Below are 20,676 nucleotides of genomic sequence, written 5' to 3'. Positions count from 1 at the left end.
GCTGAAATTTTGAAAATATTTATTGTATTTTATGTATCTTTTAATTATAATACAAGACATAACAAATAAATTTTTTTTGGAGAAAGGAGGTTATCATAATGAAGATAGCGGGGATGAATATAACGTTTAGACATTATCCTTTTCACTATTTTTTGGATTGTATGGATAGTCTGGAAATTAGTTGCATTGAGCTTTGGGCGGGTGAGCCTCATTTTTATGTCTATCGAAACATCCTTAGTAATCTAAGAGAAACAAAGAGAGAAATGAAGCGAAGAAATAAGGAAATCGTTTGTTACACTCCAGAACAATGCATCTATCCTTTTAATCTCGCTGCCTCGGATTCACATTGGCGGCAAACAAGTATGGAGTATTTTCTTCAAAATTTGTATGCATCTGTTGAATTAGAGTCCCCCTTAATGCTGCTGACATCAGGAATTGGTGATTTCTCTTTGCCGCTTGAAGAATCATGGAAGTATGCAAGTGAATCTATTTATCAGATGACAAAAGCGGCAGAACGAGAAGGAATTACACTTGCACTTGAACCATTAACAAAATTTGAATCCAATCTGATCATTGACACACCGGGACTGACGAGAATGATCAAGGAAATCCAATCTCCAGCCTTAAAAGGAATGATTGATACAGTGGCTATGCAACTAGCTGGCGAGACACCTGAGGATTACTTTTCAATGCTGCCGGAGTTAAGTCATTTCCATCTAATTGATGGCGATGGTGAATCAGATTCACATCTGGCTTTAGATGATGGGAGTTTAAACTGGCGAGAATATATAAAAAGCTTGCAAGAACATCAATACATAGGGGCATGCACCCTGGAGATTATGGGCTCAAATTATTATCAAAATCCTAAAAATGCTGTTCAGAAATCGTTAGAGAAATTAAATGATTTAGGAATCTTATAATCAATAGTGGGAGGAAGCCCTTTATGAGTAATACTACACTTACACGAAAACTGGGTTTTTGGTCAGCCTTGGCAATCGCAGTTGGAACGACTGTAGGATCAGGTATATTTGTCTCATCAGGTGATGTCGCAAAAGCGGCAGGTACCCCATCGATTTCTATATTAGCCTGGATTATTGGAGGCATTATTGCTATTCCGCAAGTCATGGTTCTTGCCGAATTATCAACTGCTTACCCCGAAAATGGAAGCGGTTACGTTTATTTGAGTAAAGCAGGATGGAGACCCTTGGCCTTCTTATATGGGTGGGCGACATTCTGGGCATTGGATCCTCCTTCTATCTCCATTATGGCGTTAGCCATCGTTTCTTACGTAGCTAGTTTTTTCCCATTCTTTGCTGGGTTTGCTGGAAAATTATTAGGTGTTGCCATTATTTTGATTATTACCTCCATTCATTATCGTAGTGTGAAAGAGGGCGGTCTATTCCAAGTGATTATCACCGCTGTAAAAATCATTCCGTTTATTATTGTGATTGCATTAGGTTTAATGTATATGCATACCGGAAATTTCTCGTATACACCTCATGGAGCGGCGGTGAAAACAAGCCTTATTGGGGGTGTCTCAGCCACAACCTGGGCCTATACAGGCATGGCTGCCATTTGTTTTATGGCTGGGGAATTTAAAAACCCTGGCAAAATTCTTCCTCGTGCATTGATCAGTTCTGTATTCATAGTTTTATTTTTATATACCATGCTTGCCGTCTGTATCACTGGCTTAATGCCTTTTGATAAATTAATGAATTCAAGTGCGGCTGTTTCTGATGCGGTTAAGTATATTCCAGGTCTGTCACACATTGCATCATCGTTTGTTGCCATGACAGCCATTATCGTTATTTTGGGCTCGCTTAGCTCCTGTATCATGTTTCAGCCGCGATTGGAATATGCAATGGCTAAGGACGGGCTATTCTTCCAACGATTTAGCCGTGTTCATCCTAAATATGAAACACCAAGCTTTTCGATCATTATTCAGGTTACGTATGCTTGCATTCTAATTTTTGCAACCAATTTAACCACATTGCTAGGATATTTTACTTTAATTCAATTAGTCATCAATATTTTGGATTTTGCGGCAATTTACAAATGCCGTAAAAGGGATGATTATCAACCAATCTATCGAATGCCGATGTGGAGATTAACAACCATTTTAGCGATTCTCGGTGCTTCATGGCTGGCTTGGGGGACGTTCACCTGGGCCCCATGGCAAGGTATGCTTGCAGCACTTATTGTCATTGCCACGGGACTTCCAGTTTATTATTACTGGGAAAAGAGATATGGCCCAAACAATCATAAAGGTGGTCATAAGGCAGCATAGAGATTCACTTTTCCTAGGAAGTTAGTTCATGATGAGCTAACTTCCTAAATTTTTTAAAAAAAGAATTGATTAATTTGTAATGTTTAAATATAATACAAGACATAACAAATAAAGAATTGGAGGAACAAAGCCATGTTAAAATTTGATGAAGAGTTATTTTTAAAGTTAGTAGAAAAAGAGGGACTCGCCTTTCGTGGACAAATCGAAGATATGGTCGATTCCATTTCTAAAAAGGGATATAGCAATTTATTTCTGATCGGTGCTGGCGGAACGATTGCGATGATGTACCCTTACGAATATATTTTAAAATCCAATTCCACTATTGAGGTACATGCCGAAATTGCAGCTGAATTTATGGTCATGAATCATAAGCATTTTACGAAAGACTCCGTTTGTATCTTTACTTCTGTATCAGGGACAACAAAAGAAACAGTGGAAGCCGCTGAGTTTTGTAAAGAAAGAGGAGCGACTACCATTGCGTTAGTAGCAGAGCCCAATACGCCGCTAACACAAGTAGTGGATTACTGTATCACGACCGGTTCAGAAAAGCATTCCTTTGATACATTCTTTATGTTGCTATACATGATGATCTTCCGCTTCATGCATAACAATAATGAATTCCCGCAATATGAGCAGTTCACGAACGAAGTGGCACTGTTGCCGCAAGCGATTTTACAGGCGGTAAAGGCTTTTGATAAAAAGGCAGAGGAATTTGCGAAGAAACATAAGGATACAGATTACCATATGATGGTCGGTTCAGGTAACCTTTGGGGGAATACTTACTCATATGCCATGTGTATCTTGGAGGAGATGCAATGGATCCACGCCAAATCCATCCATGCTGCCGAGTTTTTCCACGGTACATTGGAGCTTGTGGTGGAAGATACAAGTGTCATTTTATTAAAAGGTGAAGATGAAACACGGCCGCTGATGGACAGAGTGGAGCGGTTTGCTGAAAAAGTGACAAACCAATTAACGATTATCGATACAAAAGAGTTTGAAATGGCAGGCATTAGCGAGGAATTCAGAAAACACTTTTCTGTCAGCATTAACTGGGCGGTTTTAAGCCGAATTAGTGTATACCTTGAAAGGGAAAGAAACCACCCGTTAGAACTCAGAAGATACTATCGCAAAATGGAATATTAGAAGTAATGATGAGCACTACATGGTAGTGCTTGTTTCTTCGAGTAAAAATGAGGAAAGCAGGGGTCGGAATGAAGATTGTAACAGTCGGAGATAACTGCATGGATATCTATTCAGATGGGAAAGCGTATCCTGGGGGGAACCCAGTAAATGTGGCAGTCTATTTAAAGGAGTTAGGAGCTGACTCTTCCTATATCGGCTGGGTTGGGACGGATCCCTACGGTCATCAAATGGCCGAAGCACTTAAGGGCAAAGGGATTGATAAGACATTTCTTTCCAGAAAGGAAGGGAAAACAGCTGTAACCCATGTGGAGTTGATTCATAATGATCGTCATTTTGGGTTATACGATGAAGGGGTGATGGCTCAATTTACCTTAACGGACGAAGAACTGGAGTATATTTTATCTCATCAGCTTGTACACGCCGGAATTTGGGGACATGCTGAATGGTATTATCCTCTATTTAAACAAAGGGGGCTGCTTACCGCTTTTGATTTCTCAGATCAGTTGGAACATGGTCTGGTTAAAACATTACCTGCATTTGTGGACTATTCCTTTTTCTCCTATTCGAAAGATGATGAGTTTATCAGGGAGTTATTAAAGGATGTTAAAAAACAAGGTTCAAAAGTGGCCGTTGCCACTTTGGGGGAAAATGGCTCTCTGGCTTACGACGGCGAACAATTCTATCAATGCGAGATAACAGAAGCTGAAGTGGTTGATACAATGGGCGCCGGAGATTCTTTTATTGCTGGTTTTATTTTTGGCACATTACAAGGGCAATCGATCCAACAATGTTTAAAATCAGGCACCAAAAAGGCTGCCGCAACCATTCAATATTTCGGGGCATGGTGACGATTGCCAGCCGTCAATGTATAATAATGTATATAAACATTTGATGGATAGGATGAAAATAGTATGAATTTAAATGCTTCAACCCCGCAGCCTCTCTATATGCAGATCAGGCAAATGTTGAAGAATGATATTCAGCAGGGAAAATATAAGCCCGATGAACAGATTCCCACGGAAGCAGAGCTTTGCGAAACTTATAAGGTCAGCCGAATCACGATTCGGAAAGCGATTGAAGAATTGGTAAAGGAAGGTACACTAACACGCGTTCCCCGAAGAGGTACGTTTGTTGCCTCTAATAAATTCCATAATGAATTGTTATCTGTCAGCGGATTTTCAGAGTTTAGCCATCAGTTAGGGATGATTCCTAATTCTCGAATTTTAAGAAGTGAAGTGATCCCGGCACCCAAGGATGTTGCTGAACATCTTAAGATTGAAGAAGGAAGCCCTGTTCTGGAGCTAGAGCGTCTCATGTACATTAATGAGCGTCCCCTTTTCTATGATATCGCCCATTATTCGCTCGTGCGCTTTCCCGGTTTGGAGAAAAAAATCGCCAGGGATGAGTCTACATATAAAATCCTTTTGGAAGATTACAACACAGAAATGGTCAGCAATGATAAAATTATCGATGTTATCGGGGCCACCAAAGAATATGCCAAATACTTAGAATGTGATATCGGGGCAAATCTCTTTAGAATCGTGAAAATTGCCTTTGACTCTAATGATGAGCCTGTCCATCTTTCAACCTTTATGTGTGAAACAAGTAAAGTAAACTTAACTGTACATCGAGCAAAATAAAATCACACCAAATGAAATGGTGTGATCTTTTTTTGTTGATCGGCAATTTTGGGTTTAAGCTCTCTGTCATGCAGGTAAGTATATTTGACTGTCCCCATGCAGGACCTGGCATTGGGTTATAAAGGAGATGGAACGGCACTTATTTATGAGGATTGGTTTTGCTTTGCTGTCCTTTGTTTCGTTTATTGCCTTTGCTGTTATCGCCGCTCGTGAATTCTGCAGCAAATTCTGCCTCGGCATGCCCTGCATGCGGTGAGTTTTGATTGCCACTGCCTTTATTAAACTTTTTTGTCATGGTTTATTCCCTCCTATCACTTATTTTTAGTTTGGCGGAAGGGTGGGTGTTTATGCACGGCGGAAGTAAAAAAAAGGGGGAAATTGTTTTTGAGGTTTTTGGGGCATGAAGAGTCCTTTCATGGACAAAAGAGGCAAAAATGAAGGTGTTCGTGTTCATGGGGAGAGCTATTCCCGAAGAATTCGGCCTTTAGCTGTGAGGCATATTCTTGGGTACTATAGAAATACAGCATTATGTCGGGGATAATATAAAGGGACAAGAGTTTCCCGAAAGGATGTGTGACAGTGCCATTCAATATACAATTAATCTCGGAGTTGTTCGAACAAAACAGAAACGAAGCTAATGCAGGGCCCATGGAAAATTATATGAAGGGACATTTCCCCTTTTTGGGAATCAAAACGCCACAGCGCCGAGAGCTGGTGAAACAATTTTTCCAGGAGACTGGAATATTGAAGGAGCCTTTCAATCAAGATTTTGTTTGGCAGTTGTGGGAGAAGTCTGAACGCGAATACCAATATGTTGCCCTTGATTACATGGAAAAGTCATTGAAGAAGCTTCAAAAAGCAGACATGCCTTTTATGGAAAAGCTTATCATCACAAAATCATGGTGGGACACGGTTGATGCCATTGCACCAAAGCCGGTAGGAGCAATCGCTCAACATTATCCGGAGGTCATCGAAGAAATAATTAATGGCTGGGCATCTAATGATCATATGTGGCTTCGCCGGGCGGCTATTCTTTTTCAATTAAAATATAAAGATAAGACCAATGAAGATTTACTTTCCTACTACATAAAGCAAAATGCTGACAGCAAGGAATTTTTTATCCAAAAAGCAATTGGCTGGGCATTGCGGGAATATTCCAAAACAAATCCACTATCGGTGAAGAAATTGATCAGCGAAACCAGGCTGGCTCCATTAAGTGTTCGGGAAGGCAGCAAGTATCTTTAAATGAGCAATATCCTCTAAGGCATGTTAGAATGGCTCTAATGAGACGGAATAGAAAGGTGATACAGCATGATTAAATGTATTGCAACAGATATGGACGGAACGTTATTGAATACGATGCAGGAGATTACAGAGGAAAACAGGAAGGCGATTATGGCAGCCCAGGAGAAAGGGATTGAAGTGGTAGTTGCAACGGGCAGGTCCTATCAACAAGCCACTCATGCCTTGGCGGATGCTGGATTAACCTGCCCTGTGATCTGTGTTAATGGTGCAGAGATTCGCACCAGGGAGGGCGAGGTTGTTGACGCTTTCCCGATTGATAAAAATTTGGCTAGAGGAGCAGCGTCTAAGCTTGCAAAAACTGGGGTTTATTTTGAAGTTTACACCAATCAAGGAGCTTATACGGTGGATGTTGATCAGGCTGTAACTATTCTTGCTGATATTGTTCTTAGTACTAATCCGCAAGTTGACCCGGATGAAGTTAGAGCAGCTGTGCAAGCAAGGCTGAGTGACGGTCTCGTCCATAAGATTGAAGATTATGAGCTTCTTTTTGCTGACGAAGATCAAAAAATTTATAAGCTACTGGCATTCTCGCTGGATGCTGACAAATTAAAGGAAGCGGAAGAGGCCCTTTCAAGTCTAGAAGATCTGACTGTGACTTCTTCAGGCCATGATAATATTGAAATTACGCATCGCGATGCACAAAAAGGCATTGCACTGGAATCGTTTGTCAAAGCAAAAGGAATTTCTTTAGCAGAAACAATGGCCATTGGTGACAACTATAACGACGTTACTATGTTTGAAAGAGTAGGAAAAGCAGTGGCAATGGGCAATGCCAATTTTGAAATTAAAGCACTTTGTGATGAAGTCACCGATACAAATGAAGAGAGCGGCGTCGCCAAGGCGATTCTCTCCGTTCTATAACGTGAAAAAACAGCGATCGGATGGGCCGATTGCTGTTTTTTTCGGTGTGATATTGAATGTGTGGCCTTGGATGGCCTTCTTAAATTAGAAAAGCCCTCATTTCGAGGGCTTTACCATTTATAAGTCCAAAAACGTTCGTTATAGACACGTGCCATGACTTGGGGGTCTTGATTTTTAATTTTCTCAGACATGTCTTTGAACATTAGTTCCGTTTGTGAACGGTGGGCTCGAATAGCGGCCAGTTTGGTTTCGACGACATTCCCAATATTGTTAATGATGTCGGCTTCCCCGAGTTCCTCTACGCAATTATTCGAAAAGGCCACACAGTGTAAGGTTGGCCGCGCGTCCGGGGCCATTTTTCCAACAGCGCGGATGACGGCTGCACCTGTGGCATCATGGTCAGGGTGAACGGCATAACCAGGATAGAAGGTAATGATAAGTGAAGGATTTACTTCATTAATGATTTCTAAAATCCTGTTTGCCAGCTTTTCTTCATCTTCAAATTCGACTGTTTTGTCGCGATATCCCAACATGCGAAGGTCTTGGATGCCCAATACGCGTGCAGCTTCCTTCAATTCTTCCCTTCTGATTTTCGGAAGGTTTTCCCTGTTGGTAAAAGGGGGATTTCCCATATTGCGACCCATCTCGCCCAATGTCAGGCAGGCATAAGTAACGGGAGTCCCATTTTTCACATGGGTAGCAATTGTTCCGGATACTCCGAATGCTTCATCATCGGGGTGCGGAAATACAACGAGGACATGGCGTTCTTTATTCATACTGTTTACTCCTTTCCACGATTATTCAAACGGAGTGGCGCTGATTTCAAGAGCTACGGCTAATTTCCCGTCATAATCATGACCGGCAAGCAGTAATCTCCCTTGTTCGTCTATTTCATAATGGGTGATACCCTCGGCATAGATCCAGCCAAGGTTTATTTTTAGACCTACACGATACGGACCATTGCCGGTGATCTTGCCTAACTCATAGCGGACAAGGGCATTCCGGATATATGCTCCTGCAGAAAAGAAAGATTGATTGAAATGTGATGCATAGGCGCCGTTGGTTGTTTCCAAATGGATATAAACATCTTTATTGGCAAAGCTGTTAATGACTTCCTGGACTTTTTGAATCTCCACTACTTCCATATAAGCTGCCTCCTTTCCCTCATAGCAGGTCAATTTTGCCTAAACAATATTGTAATTAATAATGTAACTATCATACTAAAATCATTAAGAAAATGCGAAAACTATGTTTGAAAAAAGAAAGGATGCCCTCCAATATGGGGTCATCTCTTCATTTATTTAGTTTTTTAAATGTCTGCGGTAGGCACCGTGCCAAGTCGGACCGACATATTCATTTAAGCGGAATCCTTGTCCGATGGCGGCGGAAACAAACGCTTTTGAGACTTCCATTGCTTCAAAAACTGATTTTCCTTTTGCCAGTTCCGCACAGATAGCAGCTGAGTTAGTACAGCCCGCACCATGGGTAAAGGTGGTTTCTATTTTTTCGGACTGGTATACGTTAAATTGTTAACAATCATACAAAAGATCAAGTGATTTTTCCACAGCTTGCAGCGTGCTTCCAAAAAGGAACAACAATCATATGTGCACCAGGCGTTGGGGTCCGTCTGTTATTAGAGCTCGCAGCATCACAGAGCCTCGACCTCTCGACGCCAACCGCAATACCTTTATTGCCAGAGGAGATTAGTTTTCATTCATAGATGTGCCAATTTTTTTGCATGGATGTCTGTTATAGCTAAATGTTGATTTCACAGTGTTTGAAAATTAAACGGTAAAAATTCCGTCTAAATTGGGAAATACCCCTATTTCCTTAGAAATAAAGGAAGTTTTTCCTTTTATATTATCCAAATCTTTGGGTTTTGTCTTATTTAGAGCCGTTAATCGGAATATCTCCGCTAATATCTGCTTCTTAAACTTTATCTATATACAATAGCCGGAAATTCTCCGCTTATGAATTCTCTTACCTACATTAAAATCAACAATGAATAATAACAGAGCCATTCCATTATAAATCAATAATTGAAATATATCCCATTTTATCGGGGATCAGAAGAAAAGTTACGTGTTTACGTTGGGTGGAAAACTATATTAAACTGGTAGGAGAACGAAAGGGAGTGTGACGCTGGATGCAGGCTTCAGCCATTATTTTAGCCGGCGGCAAATCAAACCGCATGGGGACAAATAAAGCTCTTTTGAAAATAAATAATAAACCAAGCATTGAAAGGATTCGTGATCGATTACGTCCTTATTTCCATGAGATGGTGCTGGTTACAAATGATCCGCAGGAATATAAGTTTCTGGGGTTAAAAATGACTGCAGATCAGCATCCTGGAATGGGACCGCTTGCGGGGCTGTATGCTGGCCTGACGGCGAGTGAGTGTGATATGAATTTACTGACGGCTTGTGATATGCCTTTTGTATCCGGTGAACTGGCGTCTGTGCTTGTCAGTCTTTGCGGCTCCCATGATGCGGTCGTTCCTGTAATTGACGGAAACGAGCACCCACTATTTGCTGTTTATCATAAAAGAATTTTGGAGAAAACAGCCAAAAGGCTGGAAGAAGAAAAATTGAGCATGAAAAACCTGCTTTCGCAACTAAATGTCCGTTATGTAACTGCAGCAGAGCTGGGAGGTTTTAGCGAGTTAGGGGAACTATTTTTCAATATGAATCGGCCGAATGAATATGAAGAGGCTAAAAGGCGGGCGAAAGTAGAAGACATAAGGGATTTATTTTAGAGAGCAGAAAAGAAACATTTGCTTTCCTGGAAGTGTAAAAAATATAATAGGTCATAACTACATACTATTGGCTGGCAACTAGTGCTGCTGGAAGGGGCCGGGCTAAAGCCTTTGAGGCAAGAGGTGAACGAATTGCGATATGAAATTTCAAAAGAGCCGATTCAAATTCAAGCGGTGATTGATAAAGTGGTCGAGCGTGAAGCGGGCGCGATCACGACTTTTATCGGCACTGTTCGTGAATTAACGAACGGCAAGAAAACATTATTTTTAATATATGAAGCTTACGAGGCAATGGCCGTGAAAAAGCTTGCGCAAATCGGGGCGGAAATTGAAGAGCGCTGGAAAGGCTCTAAGGTCGCCATTACCCACCGGATCGGGCGCCTGGAGATTACAGATGTGGCCGTCGTGATTGCTGTTTCGACGCCGCACCGCGCAGATGCCTATGAAGCGAACCGCTATGCGATTGAACGCATCAAGGAAATTGTCCCGATTTGGAAGAAGGAACATTGGGAAGACGGGGAAGAATGGATCGGAAACCAGCTGGAGACCGTTTCCTACCCAAGCGGTAAACCAGAGGGGGAAGATGTGCATGAATAAAGTGCTGATGTTCGCTCATTTGCGTGATGCGGTCGGTCAGGAGTCTCTAGATATTGCGGCAAGCGGGAAAACCGTTGCGGAATTAAAGGCAATGCTGATGGAAAAGTATGATTTGCCTAAGCTTGATACCGTTATGACGGCGATTAATGAAGAGTTTGCGGGAGAAGATGAGATTATCCGTGATGGCGATGTGATCGCATTTATTCCGCCGGTCAGCGGTGGCTGATTTTAGGTTCTTTTGTAAGTTTTTTGGCCATTAATTTCGGGGAAACGCAGTGAAATAGCGAATAAAACTGAGGGATTCACAAATAAAACGCAGGCTTTCAGTATGAATACCTAGTTTTCGGTGAAATATTTTATAAATCAGAGCGTTACGGTCACATTAGCCCGCCCTATTGGCGGGTTTTCTTTCGAAGGGGGGAAGGGAAATGGACGAGCGTTATTCACGGCAGATTCTGTTCACAGGAATCGGGAAATCGGGTCAGCAGAAGCTTCGCAGCAAGCATGCCTTAATCATTGGTGCTGGGGCTCTGGGCTCAGGCAATGCGGAAATTCTGGCTCGAGCCGGAGTTGGGAAAATCACAATCGTTGATCGGGATTATGTCGAGGCTAGCAACCTGCAGCGTCAACAACTTTATACAGAAGCAGATGTGGCGGAACAGCTCCCGAAAGCGGCGGCGGCCGAGAAGCGCCTTAAGGCGATTAATTCAGATGTAGAAGTGCGGGCAATGATCGGGGATGCCACGGCTGAAATGCTGGAGGAGCTGGCGTCTGATGTTGATGTCATCCTGGACGCAACGGATAATTTTGAAACGCGTATGATGTTGAATGATGTGTCGCAAAAATACAATGTCCCTTGGATTTATGGTGCGTGTGTGGGCAGCTTTGGCATGAGTTTTTCTATTATTCCTGGTAAAACGGCATGTTTGAATTGTCTGCTTCGCAAGATCCCGTTGCAGGGAATGACTTGTGATACCGGTGGAATTATATCCCCTGCGGTTCAAATGGTAATAGCCCACCAGTCCGCAGAAGCGCTTAAAATCCTGGTTGAGGATTGGGATGCGGTGCGCACATCGTTTGTCAGTTTTGATTTATGGCGGAATCAATATACAAGCATGAAAATGTCAAAGGCGAAGGATCCTGGCTGTATGTCGTGCGGTGAAAGTAGGACATATCCATATCTTGACCATGAAAATAGGACAAAAACCACCGTCCTCTGTGGGCGGGACACCGTGCAGATCCGTCCGTCGATACAAGGTGAGGTATCGCTGGGGAAACTCGCTTCCCAGCTTGACCAGCTAGGATATACAGTGAAAGGAAATCCCTATTTATTGTCGGTTGAAATGGGCAGCGAGCGAATGGTTATTTTTCAAGATGGCCGAGCACTTATACATGGCACCAAGGACCTCTCCCATGCAAAAGCGATTTATCAGCGTATTCTAGGATAAATGGAGCCCGTGCGTTTAGCCGCACGGGCTTCTATTATGCATATTCTGACATGTTTCACGTGAAACATGGAAATAACTGTCGAATGATAAAGCGAGATTTAATGCAGTCTATTTCTTCGAAAAATCGGCGATACTCATGTAGAATAGAAGCAAGACTTAAACGTTGAGGTGCCAAAAGTGGATATATCCGTGCAAAAACTATTATCAAAAATGGAAGCAGAATTAAAACAAGCGCAAAAGGGTGAAAACTTGCGGGAGAAGATTTACTCTATTAAAATATTATGCGAGTTAATTTTGGACGAGCAGCAGGTAAAAGGCGGGGGTGCTTGGACTCCGGAAACTATAACACCCCAGGTCCCGCCGCAACCCGCTTACATACAGCAAGTGTTTCAGCCGCAGGTTGTTCAGCAGCCAGCCGCAATGCCGCAACCGAAAAAAATGGAATTGGATGACGGCGCAAATGGGGATTCTTTATTGGACTTTTAATGGGAACGAAACAAAATGGGAGGGGATTTAAATGAAGTTTTTTGTTGTGATCGGCGCCATTAACGCCTTTTTGGCCGTGGCGTTAGGGGCGTTTGGAGCGCATGGACTAAAGGACAGGCTTGAACCATATTATTTGGATATTTGGAAAACAGGTGTAACATACCAAATGTTTCATGCTATAGGGATAGTAGTTGTCGGCCTGCTGCTTAGCAGGGTTGCCGGCAGTGCGCTATTTACTTGGTCAGGATGGTTGATGCTGACTGGGATCATTTTTTTCAGCGGAAGTTTGTACATCTTATGTTTGACGAAAATCAGCATTCTGGGTGCCATTACGCCAATCGGCGGTGTTTGTTTTTTAGCTGCGTGGATTTTGATTGTCGTTGGAGCGATTAAGCATTTATAAATAAGGAAAAAGGCATTGGGTGCAAAACAGGTCCCAATGCCTTTTTTTTGGCTGATAAGAAATTTTGTTATCGTGGTGGATATGTCCCTAAAGAGGGAGTGGCACCATATGGATATTCATACTCAATTTCTTCGGCAAAGGTAATGTAATCTACTGAGACCATTGGAATCAGATAGCGGGTGCCGGCTTGCGGATCGCTTAAAATGACATGGTCTCTTCCAGCAGCTTCAATTATCCCAACAAATTCTTTGGAGTTCCATTGGGTACTGCCTTCAAAGGTTGCAAATAAATGGACCAGTTTTCCTTTGTTTAAACGTAAAATATTTTCGATATAGGATTGTTCGATTGGCAGCATACCGGGTACTTGAGTGCCTGCATTGGAAGGCGGTCTTGGTACACCGCCTGTTCCAGGCGGCGGAAATGATTGGAATCCCGGCTGAAACGCTTGCCCTCCGGCAATTGGCTGGGCTCCTTGCTGCCCTGCGGCCCCAGTATAAGGTTGAAATCCCTGTGGATTATAATATTGGCTCATCTTTTTCCCTCCTAAAAATGAATGAACGAATGCATGCCCAACATTTTATAAATACTCCCTAAACCAAAATGGTTCTTGTGGGAATGAAATCATTCCTTTGATTCCCACCTCTTTCTGCTGGCTGTCTAGTGAGGAAGTTTCTTAGATTCGCTGTTTAAATAGTATGAGGGGAAGTACCGATATATGACTGGAGGATTTGAAAAATAAAAAAGTCCCCAGACAGTGCCTGAGAACTTTTTTTAAAATTGGCTGTGTTAAAGGACATTGTTGATTTTCTAAACCTGTTGATTGGAACAGAAATCAACAGCCCAGTTTAACCCCGCCTAAAAATTAAATATGAAGGAAGGATGGAACCCGTTCTTCTGTTAGAAGATTTCCTACGAAGAAGGTGCCAAATTCGCCGTAGCGGGCACTAACTTCATCAAAGCGCATTTCATAAATGAGCTTTTTGAATTGTAGTACATCGTCAGCGAATAAGGTGACACCCCATTCATAATCATCAAAGCCAACAGAGCCGGTAATGATTTGCTTTACTTTTCCGGCATATTTACGGCCGATCATTCCGTGGCTGCGCATCAGGTTGCGGCGATCTTCCATCGGCAGCATGTACCAGTTGTCATTGCCCTGGCGGCGCTTGTCCATTGGATAAAAGCACACATGCTTTGTTTTGGGCATTGTCGGATATAGACGTGCCAGCACTTGTGGATTTTGATAGGGGTCCTCATCTGCTGGCAGATAGTTGCTAAGCTCTACTACCGATACATAAGAATGGGCAGGGACAGTGAATTCTGCCAATTTGGTTTTGTTGAATTCGGTTTCAATTTCATTCAACTCTTCCATTGTTGGTCTCAGAATCATCATCATAAAATCAGCCTTTTGTCCAACAATGGTATATAATGCATGGCTGCCTTCATTGCGATCTTGAGTTGTATTCCATTTTTCAACTAGACTTAAAAACTCGTGGATGGCTGCTTGACGCTCATCGCTAGGGAGCATTTTCCAAGTAGTCCAATCAACGGTCCGGAAGTCATGGAGGCAGTACCAGCCGTCAAGTGTTTGCGCTGCTTCACTCATATATTATATATCCCTCCTAGATGGTTCTATTTATTAACAATAAATACTATATCATAGTTTGACCAAGTGACGCCCGAATAAAACATTCATTGGGATGAAACAATACTAGGGTGAATATTTTTTTGCTGGTTGGAAATAGTGTAAATTATTTTGAAAAAAAAGATTTTTTGAGGTAAGCGCTATCTGTGATAGGCATCTCTTGAAATTTTACTTTAGTAAAGTATTCTAAAAAAGGAGTTAGTTATGAGGGAGGATTTATTGTGGATTTATTTGAAGGTTTAAAGACGAAAATTGCTGGGCGCAATATGAAAATTGTTTTTCCTGAAAGTCAGGATGAGAGAATTTTGAAGGCAGTAGGCCGCTTGGCAGAAGAAAAATTGATGACGCCAATTTTAATCGGAAATATTGAAAAGGTTCAGGCAAAAGCACAGGAATTGGGCGTTTCGTTGGATGCTGTTGAAATTTATGATCCTGAGAATTATGTTGGGATGGATGAGTTGGTGGCCGCTTTTGTTGAGCGCCGTAAGGGGAAAGCGACAGAAGAGGATGCCCGTAAGATTTTGCTTGATGTCAATTATTTTGGCACAATGCTTGTCCATGTCAATAAAGCGAACGGTCTTGTCAGCGGGGCAACACATTCTACTGCTGATACTGTCCGCCCGGCATTGCAAATTATAAAAACAAAAGAAGGCGTAAAGAAAACATCTGGTGTGTTTATCATGGTACGCGAAGATGAGAAATATGTATTTGCTGACTGCGCGATTAACATTGCTCCGGACAGTATGGATTTAGCGGAAATCGCAATTGAGAGTTCGAGAACAGCAGAAATGTTTGATATCGAGCCGCGCATTGCGATGCTTAGCTTCTCCACTAAAGGGTCAGCGAAATCACCGGAAACAGAACGTGTCGTTGAAGCAGTGGCAGAGGCCAAGCGCCGCGCACCATACCTTGTATTGGACGGTGAATTCCAATTTGATGCTGCCTTCGTCCCATCAGTGGCAAAAAGCAAGGCACCAGGCTCCGTGCTTCAAGGCGACGCGAACGTATTCATTTTCCCAAGTCTTGAAGCTGGAAACATCGGCTACAAAATCGCACAGCGCCTAGGCGGATTCGAAGCAGTCGGCCCAATCCTTCAAGGATTAAACCGTCCTGTCAACGACCTTTCCCGCGGCTGTAACGAAGAAGACGTCTACAAACTCGCACTAATTACAGCTGCGCAAGGTTTGTAGAGAGTGTCAAAGGGTGTCAGGCACCACACGTGGACAATTTGTTTAATTTGTCCACATGGGATGGACAGTTTTGAGTTATGAAGTTGTTAATGGTGGTAAAAAGTCTATGGTGTCAGGCACCATCGTTTTTGGAGTCAGCTCTTGGAGGGCTGGCTCTTTTGTTTTGTTGTTGTTAAAATAGGTCTATCATTGTTTAAGGGGTTACGTTATGGAGGATTTATTACGTCAAGCGGAATGGCGGGTTATTGATCAATCGGCGGTTGGCAGGCATTTTCAGGCAGTGCAGTCTTTTGGGTTTGATGATACGTTATGTGCTTCTGTGGGAGCAGGAAAAGCACCGGCAACAGCTAGGACATGGGTTCATTATAATACGATTGTATTAGGAATTCAGGATACTAAACTGCCATTTTTAGAGGATGGAGTTCACTATCTTAAGGATATGGGCTATCAGGTAATTGTTCGCAATTCCGGCGGATTGGCAGTGGTCCTTGATGAGGGAGTTCTCAATATTTCACTCATCTTCCCCGAGGCGGAAAAGGGAATTGATATTAATCGCGGCTACGAGGCAATGTGGGCCTTAATTCAGCGAATGTTTGCCGATTTTTCTGTTCAGATTGAGGCAAGGGAAATCGTAGGCTCATATTGTCCCGGCAGTTATGACCTTAGCATTGGGGGAAAAAAGTTTGCCGGTATCTCGCAACGTCGTCTCAGAAAGGGGATTGCCGTGCAAATTTATTTGTGTGTCAATGGCAGCGGATCTAAACGTGCTGAGCATATCAGGGAGTTTTACAATCGAGCTAAACAAGGGCAGGAAACTAAATTTATCTATCCGGAGATTGTTCCTGAGGTCATGGCTTCCCTTGAGGAACTGCTTGGCACAACACTTACGATTGCTGATGTCATGTTTCGACTGTTAAACGAACTGAAGCATAACAGCAGCAGATTCTATGCCGGTCCATTAAATGAGTACGAGCTTGAGCTTTTACCCGGTTATTATCAGAGAATAGCAGAACGTAATGAAAAAATTGCCGATATGTAAAAAGCCAAAAATCCTTTAATGGATTTTTGGCTCTTTTTACATGGATGCTGTGCTTGCCTTCAACTCTTCTCCCAATATCTAATCTATTGTGCACATATTATATTGAAAAACTGTCCTATGCCAAAAAGAAAGAGAAAGTATAGACAGTGCTAGTGTGGAAAGCTGACGTTTTAAGGCTGAGTGCCCTCAAGCAGGTGCATCTGCTAGTAGTTGAGCAGCTTCAGCATTTTTTTACTCCGCTACCTTTTCTAGGTTTCCATTGCGATCCATTTTGAATTTGGTAGCGGGTCTTTCTTCTTCCTCAAATAAAACAAGCTTGCGAGCACGATTCATAATTTTCATTAATGTCTCGTAATCTTCCTGCATGGTTTCCCTGTTTTCTTCGAGTTCTTTTACTTTCGATGATAACTCTTCATTTTGGGCCTTTAATTCGGCCATTTCTCTTTTTAATCTTTCATTCTCAATTTTTAGCGCATCATTTTGCAGATTGGAATGTTTAAAGTTTTGCAAGAAAGTAATGACCGTTTCCATTGAAAGGCTTGAAGCTGACTGCCCAGAAACAGACCTATATGTTGGAACTGCAACTGCAGGGATTTCCATGGCTTCAGCAGCCATTTCGATTGTTAAATCTTGCATTTCTTCAACTTCTGCCATAGGAATTTCAGGCATCTCCACTGAGATTGGCATCATTTCCAGATCTTCTGTTACAGGGACTGGCGGGCTATAAAGCAATTTTTTCTTGCCGCCTTGGTCTTTCCCTAGAATTCTTTGTCTTTGTTTTCTCTGTTTTTTTGCCAGCTGTAATGCTTTTTCGTAGCGGTGGCGGACAACTGCGTTCCATCTGAAGCCACAGGCAGCCGATGTACGGTTAAGCTTATCTCCGACCTCCTCAAAGGCGTTTAGCTGTGTACTGCCTTCTCTTACATGCCTAAGGACGGTTTCAGCTAATAGTAGATCATTTTCATCTGTCCATGCATCTTGACGAACTTTCATATTTTCAACTCCTTAAAAATTTTACCAATGAATATCCGGACTTTGGAAGCAATGTCTTCCTGACAGACCAGTTTTTAAAAGTTCTAGTCTTATGATGGACAAGTTTTGTAGGCTTTATACCAAAATGGTTAAAAGGATAATAGATTTTTTGGACATTTTGGTAAAAGTAACCTTAGTAGTGCCTTCTTTTTCACTTTGGCCACCTTGCATTCGGATGAAAGAAAATGTAAAATACCTTAGGTTAGAAGTTGTTCATTTTTCGTGCTTAAATTAAATGGATTTTTCCAATAAATGCCGAATAATCAGTGAAAGTCTTTGATGCTAGCTGGTTAAAATAATGATAGATTGACTGTAGAAAGGGTTGTAATCAATGTCTAATGAATTTCGCGTTTGCGATGATTGCCAGGCCGTAAATTTAAAGACATTAATCCCTCGTTTAAAAGAATTGGATCCGGATGCCGACATCAAAATCGGCTGCCAATCCTATTGCGGGCCCGGCCGGAAAAAAACCTTCGCCTTTGTCAACAACCGCCCCGTCGCAGCCCTGTCTGAAGAGGAATTAATGGACAAAATCAATAAGAAACTCAAATAATCACCTTCGTCCCCAGCCTTAGGTGATTTTTCTTTTGGTTAGGGGACTATTAGTGATTTAAGACGTTTGACCGTGTCTATTTGATAGTGGCCAGCTGCTTTTAACAAACATAGTCACTATAAATAACCTCAAAACCTAATTGTCCACCTCACACGGACAAAACATGTAAAATGTCCACGGGTGGTGCCTGACACCCAATTGATGACACCCAATTAATGACGACCAATTGGCCCATTTGTCGAAAAATCGTGTAGATTTATGCTGAAATATGGGTGGTTTTTGGGATATAATAGAAAAAAAGTAGAGTTTAGCGGCCGTTTGTAAGCGGATGTGAGTTTAATGGGAAGAGGGAAAGGAATGTCGTATTCGTCGGAGAAGTTGAGTGAAGAGAAAGTGTTTAAGGATCCGGTTCATCGCTATGTTCATGTGCGGGATCGGGCGATTTGGGATTTAATTGGTACAAAGGAGTTTCAACGTTTAAGGCGGGTCAGGCAGCTTGGGACGACTTATTTAACCTTTCATGGCGCAGAGCACAGCCGTTTCAATCATTCTCTTGGGGTATATGAAATTGTCCGCCGAATCATTGATGATGTATTTGACGGAAGACCGGAGTGGAATGATGAAGACCGCCTGCTGACATTATGTGCTGCGCTCCTTCACGATCTTGGTCATGGTCCCTTTTCCCATTCCTTCGAAAAAGTATTTGACTTGGATCATGAGGATTTTACCCGCGCAATCATCCTGGGAAATACCGACGTCAACAAGGTGCTCTCCAAAGTGAGCCCTGATTTTCCTGAAAAAGTGGCCGAGATCATTGCCAAAACTTCCGAGAAGAAACTGGTTGTCAGTATGATTTCCAGCCAAATTGATGCCGATCGGATGGATTATCTTCAGCGAGATGCCTATTTTACAGGGGTGAGCTACGGCCAATTTGACATGGAGAGAATCCTGAGAGTAATGCGGCCGCGAGAAGACCAGGTCGTTATCAAAAAAAGCGGCATGCATGCAGTCGAGGATTATATCATGAGCCGTTATCAGATGTACTGGCAGGTCTATTTCCACCCAGTTTCCCGCAGTGCCGAGGTACTCTTGTCGAAAATCCTCCACCGAGCGAAACAGCTTTATAAAGAGAAATATTATTTTAAATTTGAGCCGCATCACTTTATATCTTTTTTTCAGGAGCAAGTGACATTAGAAGACTATTTAAAATTAGATGAAGCTGTTATTTTATATTATTTTCAAACCTGGCAGGAAGAAATAGACCCCATTTTAAGTGACCTGTGTCACAGGTTTGTGAATCGGAATTTGTTCAAGTATGCAGAATTTGATCCAGCTAAAGAATACAAAAAGCTGGCCAAATTAACAGAGTTGTTTGTGAAAGTAGGAATTGACCCCGAATACTACCTGGTGGTCGACTCGTCTTCGGATTTGCCTTATGATTTTTACCGTCCCGGTGAGGAAGAGGAACGTCTGCCCATTCATTTGCTGATGAAAAACGGGGAATTGCGGGAGTTATCTCGGGAATCTGAAATTGTGGATGCGATCTCAGGGAAAAGAAGAACGGACCACAAGCTATACTATCCGGCTGATTTTCTTGCTGATGATTCTGATATGGGCGATATAGAATTAAGAAAGCAAATACGTGCCCTGTTGGATTAAGTGCTGTTTGATATGGAGTAGGAGATGACGAATTTGTTAAATGATCATGCGAAGCTGATGCAAGCGATTTTGGTATCCGGTGAAATTATCGGACGAAAAAAGCTGCAAAAGATGATATATATTGCGAAAAAAATATCTTTTCCCTTTCAGGAGAGGTTCCAGTTCCACTTTTATGGTCCGTACTCAGAGGAGCTTACATTGCGAGTGGAAGAGCTTTGTAATATGGGATTTCTAAATGAAGTGAGGGAAAAAAAGGGCGGTTACTTTCAATACCGTTACACCCTGACAGATCCAGGGAAAGAGTTTTTAAGTGTGAATGAAGTAGAAATGCCATTTTTACAGGAACTGTTTGTTGATATGAACGTCCAGAATGCTAGATTCCTTGAACTGGTATCGACGGTCTTGTATTTTGATAATCTTCCAAAAGAAGAAGTCATAAACAAAGTTTTCACACTGAAAAGCACCCAGCGCTACACTGAAGAGGAAATCGATGAGGCTTATCAATATATAGAAGCATTGAAGACAAAAACACAATCATAAATCCAAACGCTTGGAATCCTCCAAGTGTATTTTTTTTGTTTAAATCAATACTTGTATTTGAGATTTTGTTATAATTTGTATATAGAGTAA

The 20,676-nt window shown here is 42.1% G+C and carries 24 protein-coding genes and 1 pseudogene; 18 read left to right on the top strand and 7 right to left on the bottom strand.

Translation table 11 applies throughout. The annotated features are described in order from the left end of the window. The first annotated feature begins 98 nt into the window (after positions 1-98). From HPT25_RS07050 to HPT25_RS07030, 5 genes are all read left to right on the top strand, one after another. Positions 99-920, top strand: a complete 822-nt coding sequence (locus HPT25_RS07050) for a TIM barrel protein (RefSeq protein WP_173061926.1) — start codon at positions 99-101, stop codon at positions 918-920. A 23-nt stretch (positions 921-943) separates the two neighbouring features. After that, on the top strand, positions 944-2,287 hold the full coding sequence (locus HPT25_RS07045) for an amino acid permease (RefSeq protein ID WP_173061923.1): 1,344 nt from the start codon (positions 944-946) through the stop codon (positions 2,285-2,287). Between the two features lie 132 nt (positions 2,288-2,419). After that, positions 2,420-3,433, top strand: a complete 1,014-nt coding sequence (locus HPT25_RS07040) for an SIS domain-containing protein (RefSeq protein ID WP_173061920.1) — start codon at positions 2,420-2,422, stop codon at positions 3,431-3,433. Between the two features lie 68 nt (positions 3,434-3,501). Beyond that, positions 3,502-4,281 carry a fructoselysine 6-kinase gene (frlD, locus tag HPT25_RS07035; RefSeq protein ID WP_173061917.1) on the top strand — a complete coding sequence of 260 codons (780 nt, stop codon included), beginning with the start codon at positions 3,502-3,504 and terminating at the stop codon, positions 4,279-4,281. Positions 4,282-4,344: 63 nt separating this feature from the next. Then, positions 4,345-5,073, top strand: coding sequence for a GntR family transcriptional regulator (locus HPT25_RS07030; RefSeq protein WP_173061914.1), 729 nt, complete (start codon positions 4,345-4,347; stop codon positions 5,071-5,073). 139 nt (positions 5,074-5,212) lie between these two features. Here the strand turns inward: HPT25_RS07030 and HPT25_RS07025 are convergent, their stop codons facing one another. After that, a complete protein-coding gene (locus HPT25_RS07025; RefSeq protein WP_173061911.1) occupies positions 5,213-5,368 on the bottom strand; it encodes a hypothetical protein in 156 nt (51 codons plus the stop codon). Between the two features lie 284 nt (positions 5,369-5,652). Here HPT25_RS07025 and HPT25_RS07020 point away from each other — a divergent pair, with 284 nt between their 5' ends. Both HPT25_RS07020 and HPT25_RS07015 read left to right on the top strand, forming a co-directional pair. Next, positions 5,653-6,318, top strand: a complete 666-nt coding sequence (locus HPT25_RS07020) for a DNA alkylation repair protein (protein WP_173061908.1) — start codon at positions 5,653-5,655, stop codon at positions 6,316-6,318. Positions 6,319-6,384: 66 nt separating this feature from the next. Then, entirely contained in the window at positions 6,385-7,239 is an 855-nt protein-coding gene (locus HPT25_RS07015) for a Cof-type HAD-IIB family hydrolase (RefSeq protein ID WP_173061905.1), read from the top strand. A gap of 110 nt (positions 7,240-7,349) precedes the next feature. Here the strand turns inward: HPT25_RS07015 and bshB2 are convergent, their stop codons facing one another. The 3 genes and pseudogenes from bshB2 to HPT25_RS07000 all read right to left on the bottom strand — a co-directional run. After that, positions 7,350-8,015 carry a bacillithiol biosynthesis deacetylase BshB2 gene (gene bshB2, locus HPT25_RS07010; protein WP_173061902.1) on the bottom strand — a complete coding sequence of 222 codons (666 nt, stop codon included), beginning with the start codon at positions 8,013-8,015 and terminating at the stop codon, positions 7,350-7,352. Between the two features lie 21 nt (positions 8,016-8,036). Next, positions 8,037-8,384, bottom strand: a complete 348-nt coding sequence (locus HPT25_RS07005; RefSeq protein WP_173061900.1) for a YojF family protein — start codon at positions 8,382-8,384, stop codon at positions 8,037-8,039. Between the two features lie 156 nt (positions 8,385-8,540). Beyond that, positions 8,541-8,801 (bottom strand): annotated as a pseudogene (locus HPT25_RS07000) (bifunctional hydroxymethylpyrimidine kinase/phosphomethylpyrimidine kinase); the annotation flags it as partial. Positions 8,802-9,385: 584 nt separating this feature from the next. Between HPT25_RS07000 and mobA the strand changes: the two are divergent. The 6 genes from mobA (at position 9,386) to HPT25_RS06970 (ending at position 12,928) form a co-directional block, all read left to right on the top strand. After that, a complete protein-coding gene (gene mobA, locus HPT25_RS06995; RefSeq protein ID WP_173061897.1) occupies positions 9,386-9,994 on the top strand; it encodes a molybdenum cofactor guanylyltransferase in 609 nt (202 codons plus the stop codon). Between the two features lie 132 nt (positions 9,995-10,126). Beyond that, the gene (locus tag HPT25_RS06990; protein ID WP_217269651.1) at positions 10,127-10,591 is read left to right on the top strand and encodes a molybdenum cofactor biosynthesis protein MoaE; all 465 of its coding nucleotides are present in this window, start codon (positions 10,127-10,129) and stop codon (positions 10,589-10,591) included. Continuing rightward, positions 10,584-10,817: a molybdopterin converting factor subunit 1 gene (gene moaD / locus HPT25_RS06985; RefSeq protein WP_173061891.1), complete on the top strand. Its 234-nt coding sequence runs from the start codon at positions 10,584-10,586 to the stop codon at positions 10,815-10,817. Before HPT25_RS06990 ends, moaD begins: the two co-directional genes overlap by 8 nt. A 202-nt stretch (positions 10,818-11,019) precedes the next feature. Beyond that, entirely contained in the window at positions 11,020-12,039 is a 1,020-nt protein-coding gene (locus HPT25_RS06980) for a thiazole biosynthesis adenylyltransferase ThiF (protein WP_173061889.1), read from the top strand. A 189-nt stretch (positions 12,040-12,228) separates the two neighbouring features. After that, positions 12,229-12,525 (top strand): YwdI family protein, encoded by a 297-nt coding sequence (locus tag HPT25_RS06975; protein ID WP_312857274.1) that lies wholly within the window; start codon positions 12,229-12,231, stop codon positions 12,523-12,525. 31 nt (positions 12,526-12,556) lie between these two features. Beyond that, the gene (locus HPT25_RS06970; RefSeq protein WP_173061883.1) at positions 12,557-12,928 is read left to right on the top strand and encodes a DUF423 domain-containing protein; all 372 of its coding nucleotides are present in this window, start codon (positions 12,557-12,559) and stop codon (positions 12,926-12,928) included. 67 nt (positions 12,929-12,995) lie between these two features. Here the strand turns inward: HPT25_RS06970 and gerQ are convergent, their stop codons facing one another. After that, a complete protein-coding gene (gene gerQ / locus HPT25_RS06965) occupies positions 12,996-13,460 on the bottom strand; it encodes a spore coat protein GerQ (protein WP_173061880.1) in 465 nt (154 codons plus the stop codon). Positions 13,461-13,790: 330 nt separating this feature from the next. Continuing rightward, on the bottom strand, positions 13,791-14,534 hold the full coding sequence (gene hemQ / locus HPT25_RS06960) for a hydrogen peroxide-dependent heme synthase (protein WP_173061877.1): 744 nt from the start codon (positions 14,532-14,534) through the stop codon (positions 13,791-13,793). A 257-nt stretch (positions 14,535-14,791) separates the two neighbouring features. Between hemQ and pta the strand changes: the two genes are divergently transcribed. Both pta and lipL read left to right on the top strand, forming a co-directional pair. After that, positions 14,792-15,763, top strand: coding sequence for a phosphate acetyltransferase (gene pta, locus HPT25_RS06955; RefSeq protein WP_173070967.1), 972 nt, complete (start codon positions 14,792-14,794; stop codon positions 15,761-15,763). A 208-nt stretch (positions 15,764-15,971) separates the two neighbouring features. Then, entirely contained in the window at positions 15,972-16,802 is an 831-nt protein-coding gene (gene lipL / locus HPT25_RS06950; RefSeq protein ID WP_173061874.1) for an octanoyl-[GcvH]:protein N-octanoyltransferase, read from the top strand. 231 nt (positions 16,803-17,033) lie between these two features. On the opposite strand, the gene HPT25_RS06945 is transcribed toward lipL, so the two are convergent. Beyond that, complete coding sequence (locus HPT25_RS06945; protein ID WP_173061872.1) at positions 17,034-17,795, bottom strand: RsfA family transcriptional regulator; 762 nt, start codon at positions 17,793-17,795, stop codon at positions 17,034-17,036. A gap of 370 nt (positions 17,796-18,165) precedes the next feature. Between HPT25_RS06945 and HPT25_RS06940 the strand changes: the two genes are divergently transcribed. The 3 genes from HPT25_RS06940 (at position 18,166) to HPT25_RS06930 (ending at position 20,586) form a co-directional block, all read left to right on the top strand. Continuing rightward, positions 18,166-18,387: a YuzB family protein gene (locus tag HPT25_RS06940; RefSeq protein ID WP_173061869.1), complete on the top strand. Its 222-nt coding sequence runs from the start codon at positions 18,166-18,168 to the stop codon at positions 18,385-18,387. A 357-nt stretch (positions 18,388-18,744) separates the two neighbouring features. Continuing rightward, complete coding sequence (locus tag HPT25_RS06935; protein ID WP_173061866.1) at positions 18,745-20,046, top strand: HD domain-containing protein; 1,302 nt, start codon at positions 18,745-18,747, stop codon at positions 20,044-20,046. 33 nt (positions 20,047-20,079) lie between these two features. After that, complete coding sequence (locus HPT25_RS06930; RefSeq protein WP_173070965.1) at positions 20,080-20,586, top strand: YwgA family protein; 507 nt, start codon at positions 20,080-20,082, stop codon at positions 20,584-20,586. Positions 20,587-20,676: the final 90 nt, after the last annotated feature.

Source organism: Neobacillus endophyticus (genome assembly GCF_013248975.1).
GTDB classification, from domain to species: domain Bacteria; phylum Bacillota; class Bacilli; order Bacillales; family Cytobacillaceae; genus Neobacillus; species Neobacillus endophyticus.
This window is presented reverse-complemented; position numbering and strand designations above follow the sequence as displayed.

What these genes read in the sequence shown, in the direction of transcription:
- HPT25_RS07050 (WP_173061926.1), top strand. Translation starts at nt 99, where the DNA reads ATGAAGATAGCGGGGATGAATATAACGTTTAGACATTATCCTTTTCAC.
- HPT25_RS07045 (WP_173061923.1), top strand. Translation starts at nt 944, where the DNA reads ATGAGTAATACTACACTTACACGAAAACTGGGTTTTTGGTCAGCCTTG.
- HPT25_RS07040 (WP_173061920.1), top strand. Translation starts at nt 2,420, where the DNA reads ATGTTAAAATTTGATGAAGAGTTATTTTTAAAGTTAGTAGAAAAAGAG.
- frlD (WP_173061917.1), top strand. Translation starts at nt 3,502, where the DNA reads ATGAAGATTGTAACAGTCGGAGATAACTGCATGGATATCTATTCAGAT.
- HPT25_RS07030 (WP_173061914.1), top strand. Translation starts at nt 4,345, where the DNA reads ATGAATTTAAATGCTTCAACCCCGCAGCCTCTCTATATGCAGATCAGG.
- HPT25_RS07025 (WP_173061911.1), bottom strand. Translation starts at nt 5,368, where the DNA reads ATGACAAAAAAGTTTAATAAAGGCAGTGGCAATCAAAACTCACCGCAT.
- HPT25_RS07015 (WP_173061905.1), top strand. Translation starts at nt 6,385, where the DNA reads ATGATTAAATGTATTGCAACAGATATGGACGGAACGTTATTGAATACG.
- bshB2 (WP_173061902.1), bottom strand. Translation starts at nt 8,015, where the DNA reads ATGAATAAAGAACGCCATGTCCTCGTTGTATTTCCGCACCCCGATGAT.
- HPT25_RS07005 (WP_173061900.1), bottom strand. Translation starts at nt 8,384, where the DNA reads ATGGAAGTAGTGGAGATTCAAAAAGTCCAGGAAGTCATTAACAGCTTT.
- mobA (WP_173061897.1), top strand. Translation starts at nt 9,386, where the DNA reads ATGCAGGCTTCAGCCATTATTTTAGCCGGCGGCAAATCAAACCGCATG.
- moaD (WP_173061891.1), top strand. Translation starts at nt 10,584, where the DNA reads ATGAATAAAGTGCTGATGTTCGCTCATTTGCGTGATGCGGTCGGTCAG.
- HPT25_RS06980 (WP_173061889.1), top strand. Translation starts at nt 11,020, where the DNA reads ATGGACGAGCGTTATTCACGGCAGATTCTGTTCACAGGAATCGGGAAA.
- HPT25_RS06970 (WP_173061883.1), top strand. Translation starts at nt 12,557, where the DNA reads ATGAAGTTTTTTGTTGTGATCGGCGCCATTAACGCCTTTTTGGCCGTG.
- gerQ (WP_173061880.1), bottom strand. Translation starts at nt 13,460, where the DNA reads ATGAGCCAATATTATAATCCACAGGGATTTCAACCTTATACTGGGGCC.
- hemQ (WP_173061877.1), bottom strand. Translation starts at nt 14,534, where the DNA reads ATGAGTGAAGCAGCGCAAACACTTGACGGCTGGTACTGCCTCCATGAC.
- lipL (WP_173061874.1), top strand. Translation starts at nt 15,972, where the DNA reads ATGGAGGATTTATTACGTCAAGCGGAATGGCGGGTTATTGATCAATCG.
- HPT25_RS06945 (WP_173061872.1), bottom strand. Translation starts at nt 17,795, where the DNA reads ATGAAAGTTCGTCAAGATGCATGGACAGATGAAAATGATCTACTATTA.
- HPT25_RS06940 (WP_173061869.1), top strand. Translation starts at nt 18,166, where the DNA reads ATGTCTAATGAATTTCGCGTTTGCGATGATTGCCAGGCCGTAAATTTA.
- HPT25_RS06935 (WP_173061866.1), top strand. Translation starts at nt 18,745, where the DNA reads ATGTCGTATTCGTCGGAGAAGTTGAGTGAAGAGAAAGTGTTTAAGGAT.